The organism is Snodgrassella alvi (assembly GCF_002777425.1).
In the GTDB taxonomy this organism is placed as follows: Bacteria; Pseudomonadota; Gammaproteobacteria; order Burkholderiales; family Neisseriaceae; genus Snodgrassella; species Snodgrassella alvi_B.
The window spans coordinates 1-10669 of record NZ_MDVC01000070.1 but is presented as its reverse complement, the minus strand read 5'-3'; the positions used below and the strand labels follow the sequence as shown (position 1 = coordinate 10669).

The window sequence follows — 10669 nt, the reverse complement described above, 5'->3', positions numbered from 1 at the left end:
GTATATACTTTAGCAAACGCCAGTCTTGAATAGGTATCAATAAACGTTTGTTGGTATATTTTCCCAATCCCTTTAATATGACCAACATAATATGTATCTTGTGCGCATAAGTATCCAGGATGCTGGGTCTCAATTTCACCCTGTGCCTCTCGCGCTGCTTTCGCTTTCTCTAAAGCCTGTAGCTGGCTTTCTGTTAACACAAGCCCTTCCTGAGCTACTTTTGTTTCCAGAGCGATCAGTCTTTTTTTGAAGCTTTCTAAATCGTGGCGTAACCAGATTGAACGTACACCACTGCCAGAGACCATTATTCCTTGCAGACGTAGCTGATTAGCAACCCGATGTTGGCCATAAGCTGGAAATTCATAAGCCATATTAACTACAGCCTGCTCAATATGAGGCTCTACGCGATTTTTCTCTATAGGTTTTTTGCGACTTATTTCCTGAAGAGCTAATTCTCCGCCCTGTTCATAGAGTTTTTTGAAGCGATAATAGCTGTCGCGACTATACCCCAAGACTTTACAGGCTTGCTGAACGTTACCTAACTGTTTAGCGAGTTCTAAAAGTCCTAATTTAGGTTTAATTATTTTTGCAGATTGATTCATTACTGACACTCCATTGTTGGTTTAAAATACACTAAATGTCAGATTAAATAAAGACTACTACAAATAATCTATTAACAAAAAGATAATTCACACAAAAAATAAAAAAATTAACCTATTGCTAATAATATAAAAAATATAACAACTACAAACAATTAATTTTTTAATATTCATTTAAGCCTACATTTGCATAATCATTATTGCTGACTATAATCATTTCCATACTGCAAAGAAATTTTTATTAAAATCAACTTATAGAGGCATAATGAACACACATAAATCAACTCACTCCATCGCCAGAATCATTACCCAAATAATTCTATGGCTGGTTACACTCTATCTGCTCATAGGAGGAGTCTGGTTAATCTGTCTGGGCGGTTCACCCTTTTACGCTATTCTTGCATTAGCACTTGGGCTGTTCACTTTCCTTTATCAGCGCAATTGCAGCAATAGCCTGTGGTACTTTGCCGTTATACTCATCGCAACATTGGGCTGGGGATTATGGGAATCCGGTACTGACTTCTGGGCACTGGCACCACGGTTTGATATCCTGTTTCTCTTAGGCCTGTGGCTACTATCGCCTTGGTCAACACGTCAGTTAACCACACAACACAGTAGTAAAGCAGCTATTGCCATAGTTTTAACTACCATACTAGGCATCATGCTTTACAGCATTAATCACGACCCGCAAGAGATCAATGGCACCATCACACGTACCCAGCCGATACCAGCCGCAGATACCAATGATATTGCGGCAGAAGACTGGCCAGCTTATGGCCGCACTCAGAGCGGCAGCCGCTACTCACCATTAACCCAGATTAATACCAGCAACGTAAACCAGCTCAAAGTTGCCTGGACTTATCATACCGGTGACTTCAAAACCGATAATGACTCAGCCGAAACCACCAACGAGCTTACCCCAATCAAAATCGGCAATAAATTATTTATCTGTACACCACACCAGTTTCTGGACGCACTGGATGCCACTAGTGGTAAACGGTTATGGCGCTTTAATCCGAAATTGCGTAGTAACAAAACCTTTCAGCATCTTACCTGTCGAGGCGTCAGCTATTACGACGCCACAACAGCAAACAGTAGCGAAACCACAGCATCAACCATATGCCCGCGAAAAGTGCTGTTACCAGTCAATGATGGTCGTTTGATTGCTGTTAATGCAGATAATGGCCAGAAATGCAAAGATTTCGGCACTGAGGGAGAAATTAACCTGCAAGCAAAAATGCCTTACGCATTTTTGGGTGGCTACAACCCAACATCACCACCTATAGTCACACCAAGCACCATTATTATTGGCGGTTCAGTTACCGATAACCTCTCCACCAAAGAACCATCAGGCGTGATACGCGGTTATGATGTCAATAATGGTCAATTAAAATGGGTGTTTGATACCGGTGCCGAAAATCCGAATGCCATGCCGGGCGAAAACACCACCTTCGTGCATAATTCACCCAATGCATGGGCGCCACTGGCCTACGACCAGCAACGCAATATCGTTTATGTGCCCACCGGCGTAGGTACACCTGATATCTGGGGCGGCCATCGCGACAAACTAAAAGAGCGTTATGCCAATTCTATCGTGGCACTGAATGCTTCCACCGGCAAATTGCTGTGGCACTATCAGACCACCCACCATGATTTATGGGATATGGATGTACCGGCACAACCTTCATTAATGGATCTCACCCTGCCATCCGGCAAACGAGTTCCGGCCATTTACGTCCTCACCAAAACCGGTAATGTTTTCGTGCTCAATCGTGAAACCGGCCAACCCATCGTACCGGTAACCGAAAAACCAGTACCGCAAACCCTGAAATATGGTAATCCTACGCAAGGTGAGCACTATTCTGCCACCCAGCCATTTTCAGCGCTGAATCTGACACCAAAAGACAAGCTCACCGATAAAGATATGTGGGGAGCAACCATGTTTGACCAGCTCATTTGCCGTATTCAGTTTAAACGTCTGAATTATGATGGCATCTATACCCCGCCTTCTGAAAACGGCACACTGGTTTTCCCGGGAAATCTGGGTGTATTTGAATGGGGCGGCATATCCGTCAATCAGGATCGCCAAATTGCATTGATGAATCCGATAGGTCTGCCATTTGTTTCCCGCCTGATTCCCACCAATCCAGACAGAACGCAACAAAAACAGGGTGCCGGTACTGAAAATGGCATGCAACCAATGTATGGTGCCCCTTATGGTGTGGAAATAAATCCCTTCCTGTCACCACTAGGCCTGCCCTGTAAACAGCCATCATGGGGGTTTGTTGCCGGAGTGGATTTACAAAGCAATCAGATAGTGTGGAAAAAACGTATCGGTACCATTCGCGATAGCCTACCAAAATTATTCGAATTACCACCATTGAAAATCGGCGTACCCGGCTTAGGTGGTGCAATATCAACAGCTGGTAATGTCATGTTTGTCAGTGCCACTCAGGACGACTATCTGCGAGCCTACGACACCAGCAATGGTAAGCTGTTATGGGAAGCCCGCTTACCTGCCGGTGGACAGGCAACACCCATGACTTACGCAGTTAACGGCAAACAATATGTAGTACAGATGGCAGGTGGTCATAGCTCATTTGGTACCAGAATGGGCGATTACCTAATTGCTTATACCCTACCTTAAGCTTTAATTAATATGGACAGCCAATGAACTGTCCGTATTCTCAATCCAGCAAAAGCTTACCCATACAAAAAAAGACATGTTAACAACATGTCTTTTTTATCCTCAGTCTCAGTAATACTCAGACAACAATATTTACCAGACGTTTGGGCACCACAATCACCTTTTTCGGAGTTTTGCCGTCCACAAATCGTTGTACAGTTGGTTCAGCCAGCGCTACGGCCTGTACTTCATCATTACTGATATCAGCCGCAACCGTAATCTGTCCGCGTAGCTTACCATTTACCTGTACCATCAAAGTAATCTCATTTTGCACCAGTGCAGCCTCATCAACACGAGGCCATGCAGCATCCCACAAAGTTTGCTGCGCAGACAATTCATTCCATAGCGTTTCACACACATGTGGCACAATTGGCCATAACAGACGCAATACTGACTCTAGCACTTCCTGTGCCACAGCCCGTCCCTGCTCCGAACCACAATCAGTACGATCATACTGATTCAGCAATTCCATCACCGCAGCAATGGCTGTATTGAATTGCTGGCGACGGCCATAATCATCTGTTACCTTGGCAATCGTAGTGTGCAATTTCAGGCGCAACGCTTTCAATTCAGATGACAGCCCGTCCTGATTACCCGCAAACGCCGTTACACTGGCGCCCTGCTGTAAATAATCATACACCGTACGCCATAAACGACGCAGGAAACGATGAGCACCATCCACACCAGCATCTGACCACTCCAAAGATTGCTCTGGTGGCGCAGCAAACATCATAAAAAGACGTGCAGTATCAGCACCATAACGGTCAATCAGCTCTTGCGGATCCACACCATTATTTTTCGATTTAGACATCTTCTCAATGCCGCCAATACAAACTGGCTTGCCGTCCGCTTTCAAAGTTGCAGCCAGTGGCCGGCCTTTATCATCCCGTTGCAAATCCACATCCTGTGGTGCAATCCACTCTTTACTGCCATTAGCTCCTTCACGGTAATACGTCTCACAGACTACCATACCCTGAGTAAGCAAACGTGCAAACGGTTCATCAACATTCAGCAGACCTTCATCCCGCATCAGCTTAGTAAAGAAGCGTGCATACAACAAGTGCAAAATAGCATGCTCAATCCCGCCGATATACTGGTCAGCATTCATCCAGTAATTAGCTGCTTCCTTATCCACCATAGCCGTATCACACTGTGGTGAAGCATAGCGCACTGCATACCAGCTGGATTCAACAAATGTATCCATCGTATCCGTTTCACGGCGGGCAGGTTTACCACAGCACGGGCAGCTAGTTTCATAAAATTCCGGCATTTTGCTCAGCGGAGAACCCGCGCCATCCGGCACTACATTTTCAGGCAACACAACCGGCAACTGCGTTTCTGGCACAGTAACATCACCGCAATCATCACAGTGAATAATCGGAATCGGACAACCCCAATAACGCTGGCGTGAAATACCCCAGTCACGCAGGCGATATTGTGTTTTCGGTGCGCCGGCATTTTTAGCCTGCAAAATCTCCCCTACGCGCTCAAAAGCGGCATGAAAATCCAGACCATCCAGTTCACCACTGTTAACACACTGCGTCTGCTCCTTGCTGCCATACCATTCCTGCCACGCCTGCGCACTAAATCCATCAGTAGTTTGAGTAGATGCAATAACCTGTTTAATTGGCAGTTGATACTTAGTGGCAAACTCAAAATCACGTTCATCATGTGCCGGCACAGCCATCACCGCACCGTCACCATAGCCCCATAGCACATAATTGGCCACCCACACCGGCAGTACATCACCATTCAACGGATTAATGGCAAAGCGTCCGGTAGGCATACCTTTTTTCTCCATCGTAGCCATATCCGCTTCAGCCACAGAACCTGCCTTGCATTCAGCAATAAACTGCTGTAGCTCAGCATTATCGGTAGCAGCAGCTGTAGCCAGAGGATGTTCCGCTGCCACAGCAACATAAGTCGCTCCCATCAGCGTATCTGGACGCGTAGTGTATACCTGTACAAAATCAGCGTATTCACCCGTTAAACCTGCTTTACTGTCTTCAGCCAGCGCAAAACGCACCTGCATACCACGTGACTTGCCGATCCAGTTGCGCTGCATCGTCTTAACCTGTTCCGGCCAGTGTTCCAGCGTATCCAAACCATTAAGCAATTCCTCGGCGTAATCCGTAATCTTGAAGTAATACATCGGGATTTCACGCTTTTCCACAATAGCACCAGAGCGCCAGCCACGACCATCTACAACCTGCTCATTGGCCAGCACCGTCTGATCCACCGGATCCCAGTTAACCGTACCGTTTTTCTTGTAAATAATGCCTTTCTGAAACAAACGCACAAACAGCCACTGTTCCCAACGATAATATTCCGGCGTACAGGTTGCAATTTCCCGCTCCCAGTCAATGGCAAAGCCCAGACTCTGCAACTGCTTTTTCATATAAGCAATATTGTCGTAAGTCCATTGTGCCGGTGCCACCTGATGCTTCATGGCCGCATTTTCAGCTGGCAAACCAAATGCATCCCAGCCCATTGGTTGCATCACATTAAAACCATTAAGCAAACGATAGCGGCTCAGTACATCACCAATCGTATAGTTACGCACATGCCCCATGTGTAACTTGCCTGATGGATAAGGAAACATCGACAGACAATAATATTTTGGTTTGGGACTAAAATCTTCAGCGTTAAATAAACGGTATTCCTGCCAGCGTGCCTGCGCAGCCGGTTCAATCTTCTCGGGACAGTAATGTTCTTGCATCATGAATCATCAATTTATTGTATAAAAATAGACCGCTATTATAACAGTTTACTCAAGACACCAGCCTGCAATTAATCATTCTGGCCGCTCAGTTAGCCAAACTGGTACATCAATACCGCAATAACATATTGCGCATTCAGCCAGATTACAATAATTTATGCAAATAACATTCCAGCAGACAAATAAAAAAACCACCGATACCAAGGGAGGGAATATCGGTGGACAATTTGCGGGAAAACACTACTTACTCAATACTGACTGTCAGGCAACAACAATACTGATGAATTGATTATATAAAGATAACCATTAAACGCAGTTAAACTGTGCTAAGTCAGACAAAACTATTTATTTCAATCCACAGAATCAGCCAATTCATGTGAAGAATTAAATTTTTTCAATAACTTTAATGCTTTATCTGGATCATCATTGCGTAATATCTTTTGCACCTCAGTTTCCAGTATCAGCAAATCACTCTGAATAATCTGATTTTTTACCGCCAGAATATTATTTGCATTCATCGAAAAACAGCGTAATCCCATCGCCATCAACAACCGCGTATATTTAGCATCACCAGCCATTTCACCACAAATCGACACCGGTTTGTTCAAACGTGCCGCAGTACGGATAATATGCAATAACAACTTCAATACCGCAGGATGTCCCGGCTGATATAAATAACTCACACTTTCATCATTGCGGTCAGCCGCCAGCGTATATTGAATCAAATCATTCGTACCAACTGAAACAAAATCAATCAGTTTCAGAATAGAATTAACCGTCAACGCAGCCGATGGAATCTCCACCATTGCGCCAACCTGAATATTCTCATCAAATTTTTCAAAACAGTCGCGTAGCTGCTGTTTGGCCGTATTTAAATGCGTTAAGCATTGCTGTATTTCCGTCACCGAAGAAATCATCGGCCACATCATGCGCACAGGTCCCAGAACAGCAGCACGCATAATTGCGCGCATCTGGGTACGAAACATCACCGGTTCTGCCAAACACAAACGGATACCGGTCAAACCCAAAGCCGGATTCATAGCGTTGCTGGGGCCAAACCAGCGTGGATTTTTATCCACCCCCAAATCAATCGTCCGTATGGTTAATGGCTTGCCCTTCAGCTTTTTAACCACATCCGCATACTCCGCATACAACTCATCTTCTGTAGGCAAAGTATCCCTGTTGAGATAAAAAAACTCACTGCGATACAATCCAATGCCGTCAATACCTAAATTATGCAATGCCTTAATATCATTAGCACTTTCAATATTGCCCAACAACTCAATATTGATTCCATCCTGCGTAGTCGCAGCCGTATTTTTCAGTTTATTTAATTGCCGTTTCAAACTGCGAAACTCACGTAAACGGCGCCGATATTCCTTCAAAATGATATTATCAGGCGCAATAATAACCACGCCCATAGTGCCGTCTACAATAATCAGCTCATCTTCGTTAATCAATTCCCGCGCATAGCCCAGTGCAATCACAGATGGTATATCCAAACTGCGTCCTAGAATTGCCGTGTGACTGGTTGGCCCACCAGCATCAGTTATAAAAGCCGCAATACGACTGTCTTTAAAAAAAATCGTGTCTGCCGGTGATAAGTCATGAGCAACCAGAATCGTATCTTCTTCAAAATCCTCAGCTTCAGTAACAACTTCAGTAGATAGTCCAATCAGATTCTTAAAAATCCGCTCCACTACCTGCAACATATCCTGCTTGCGCGCACGCAAATAATTATCTTCAATTGCATCAAACTGTTCCGCCAGCTTATCTGTTTGCAACTTTAATGCCCATTCAGCATTAACACATTTCTCCTCAATAATATCAATAGGTTCTCTCGACAGACTCACATCTCCAACCAGCATCAGATGCAGAGAAATAAACGCACCCAGCTCTGAAGGTGCATTTTGTGGAATATCTGTACGCAACTGCTCTAACTGACGGCGAGTCGTCTTAATCGCCTGCTCATAACGGGCAACTTCTGCTTGTATTTCTTCAATCGACAGCTCACGATGGGGCACATCATCCATACCCCGTACCACCAGATGGGCTCGACCAATTGCTACCCCAGCACCTACTGCCACGCCATGCAGTACAATACACATTATTCGTCTTCACCAAAATAATTGTTAATCAGCTCAACCAGTGCCTGCATCGCCTGACTCTCATCCACACCGTCAGTTTCCAGTTCAATTACACTCCCCTGAGCAGCAGCCAACATCATCAGACCCATAATACTTTTACCATTAACCCGACGGTCTTTGCGTGTAACCCACACCTCACATTGAAAACGACTGGCTACCTGCGTAAACCTGTTCGAAGCCCGTGCATGCAAACCAAGCTTGTTAACAATCTCAATTTCCTTCTTTATCATGTCACAGCTCATCCTGATTAGAAATAGTCATAATGCCGGCAATAGCAGCTGTTTTAACCTCTTCAGCAAATTTATACACATCATCCGCTTTAGCAAAATTTTGTAGCGCCTTAATCAACATCGGAGCATTAAGTCCGGTAAGCACAATAACATTGTCACGATTAATCAGCCGGCATACCAGATTACACGGCGTAGCACCAAAAATATCCGTCAGAATCAGCACACCATGGCCATAATCCAGAGTAGCCAACTTTTCTACTACATCTGTATGTATGCTTTCAAGCGAATCACTACTGCGTACCCCAATCAGAGAAACATTATCGGGCACAGAACCAAAAATATGCTGAATCAACTGCATATTTGCCTGTCCTACAGTCTCATGGGTAACTATCATCAAACCTATCATTGTATTACCTATTACTATTACAGCATCAAGTGTACCCAATAATCCCGTCTAAAGAAAAATAATTGCATCACTTACCGCTGACCAACAAACAATTGGCTAAAATTCCAATCCTATATCTCCCAGATAAAACTTATCATACTTGTCACACTGTAGGAAGAAAGATACCAAAGGAAATAATATATTGGCTTCAAGTTCACCGTCTTGTAGACAGTTTAGAAATGATTTCAGCCTCAAACCGTATAGATTACATGGTTGACTGCTGAATAACCAGTTAAGTTAACCGTTGCTAATGACAACAATATCAACGGTTGTTTACTTAATAATAGAACATTATGCTTTTTAAAATATAGTATCTCAAATTATTAGAAAATTTAATAGATATTTATAGTAATACCAGTTTCTAATATTATTTTAAGACTTTCACTATCTAGTTGGATACGCCACACTAACTCATACAAATTTTTAGGGGATAAAGTAAACTTAACTCTAAAAAAGAAAAGATGATGAATCAACCAAAGCGTGCACGATGGACTTTTAGTGCTAATTTCAAAGCTCAAATGGTTAAACTTTATCAGCAGGGGAAATCGTGCAGTAAATTGGTATGAGAATATGATTTGATGCCATCTGTTTTAAACCACTGGATAATCCAAACAAACAAAAGCGGTCATTCAAAACTAAAAATAACCGCACTCCAGCAGAAAATGAACTGCTTGCCTTACAAAAAGAGCTTAAGCAGCTACAGATAAAAAACGATACCCTAAAGCAGACTGCGCTGATAATGAATGGGACGAAAATCAAAATCCTAAAAGCAAACCAACATTGTTATGCTATAGCGGCATTATGTTGCTGCTTAGAGATTGGAATCAGGTAAATTCATTTTTTTGCCTTACAACAAACGGGCATCAGCGTTTCTAGTTGTTATATTTCCCGGGTAATGAAGTCGCTATTATTGATATCAAAGTATACGCTTAAACGACATCGAGAACATCAGACGACAAACAATAGCGCAGCAACAGCTAATCATTTACAACGTCAGTTTAATATAGATAGCATACAGCATATTATAGTGGCAAACTTAACCTATATTCGTGTTAACCATCGCTGTAATTATTCATGTGTATTACTGAATTTATCTAATCGACAGATTGCCGGTTATGGTATCAGTCAACATAAAACAGCAGATTTAGTGATGTCTGCATTAAGCCCGGATAAGCAACCACCACATCATTAAATCCATTTCATTCAGATAGAGGAAAGGAATTTGTACTAGCTCAAACTTAATCTGACAGACACTACCTACTCATCGGCATTCGTTCTAACACAATGACTGTCTGATGAGTAAAATAAATTCTCTAGGTGCTTTTCTTTAGCCAGTCCTTTTGTCTCTACCCAAGTTTGCCAAGGTGTCTTACCATAACAGTATTTCCCTGAATGTGCTCTTTCCCGATTGTAAAACTCTAGCTAAAGCTCAATATCTTGTTGTATCTCTTTCAGTTCTGTATATATTTTACGTCTAAACATAATATCATAACACTCGGTCTTCATCGTCTTATGGAACCGCTCACATATACCATTCGTTTGCGGACTGTAAGCTTTTGTTTTCGTATGCTCTATATCCTCCAAATTCAGATACAGTTCGTATGCATGACGCTCTTTATGACCGTTATACTCACTTCCTCTATCCGTCAGAATTCGTAAAAGCGCTACCTGCTCATTATCAAAAAATGGTATCACTTTATCATTGAGCATATCCGCAGCAACTAAACTGTTTTTCTCCGTATATACTTTAGCAAACGCCAGTCTTGAATAGGTATCAATAAACGTTTGTTGGTATATTTTCCCAATCCCTTTAATATGACCAACATAATATGTATCTTGTGCG

Annotated in this window: 7 protein-coding genes and 1 pseudogene; 2 read left to right on the top strand and 6 right to left on the bottom strand. The window is 43.1% G+C overall.

Going from position 1 to position 10669, the window contains the following annotated elements; genetic code table 11:
* The coding region (locus BGI33_RS07050; RefSeq protein WP_144235390.1) for a helix-turn-helix domain-containing protein at positions 1 to 602 on the bottom strand (602 nt) is incomplete at its 3' end.
* Between the two features lie 262 nt (positions 603 to 864).
* Between BGI33_RS07050 and BGI33_RS07045 the strand changes: the two genes are divergently transcribed.
* Positions 865 to 3246 carry a glucose/quinate/shikimate family membrane-bound PQQ-dependent dehydrogenase gene (locus BGI33_RS07045; protein WP_100090556.1) on the top strand — a complete coding sequence of 794 codons (2382 nt, stop codon included), beginning with the start codon at positions 865 to 867 and terminating at the stop codon, positions 3244 to 3246.
* A 118-nt stretch (positions 3247 to 3364) separates the two neighbouring features.
* Here the strand turns inward: BGI33_RS07045 and leuS are convergent, their stop codons facing one another.
* The 4 genes from leuS to BGI33_RS07025 form a co-directional block, all read right to left on the bottom strand.
* Positions 3365 to 6004, bottom strand: coding sequence for a leucine--tRNA ligase (gene leuS / locus BGI33_RS07040; protein WP_100090557.1), 2640 nt, complete (start codon positions 6002 to 6004; stop codon positions 3365 to 3367).
* Positions 6005 to 6354: 350 nt separating this feature from the next.
* Positions 6355 to 8112, bottom strand: a complete 1758-nt coding sequence (gene ptsP, locus BGI33_RS07035; RefSeq protein WP_100090555.1) for a phosphoenolpyruvate--protein phosphotransferase — start codon at positions 8110 to 8112, stop codon at positions 6355 to 6357.
* Positions 8112 to 8381: an HPr family phosphocarrier protein gene (locus tag BGI33_RS07030; protein WP_100090554.1), complete on the bottom strand. Its 270-nt coding sequence runs from the start codon at positions 8379 to 8381 to the stop codon at positions 8112 to 8114. Before BGI33_RS07030 ends, ptsP begins: the two co-directional genes overlap by 1 nt.
* A 1-nt stretch (position 8382) precedes the next feature.
* A complete protein-coding gene (locus BGI33_RS07025) occupies positions 8383 to 8787 on the bottom strand; it encodes a PTS sugar transporter subunit IIA (protein ID WP_100090553.1) in 405 nt (134 codons plus the stop codon).
* 1066 nt (positions 8788 to 9853) lie between these two features.
* On the opposite strand from BGI33_RS07025, the gene BGI33_RS13120 reads away from it, so the two are divergent.
* Positions 9854 to 10018: a hypothetical protein gene (locus BGI33_RS13120; protein WP_180298970.1), complete on the top strand. Its 165-nt coding sequence runs from the start codon at positions 9854 to 9856 to the stop codon at positions 10016 to 10018.
* Between the two features lie 65 nt (positions 10019 to 10083).
* On the opposite strand, the pseudogene BGI33_RS07020 reads toward BGI33_RS13120, so the two are convergent.
* Positions 10084 to 10669, bottom strand: a pseudogene (locus BGI33_RS07020) (integrase core domain-containing protein); the annotation flags it as partial.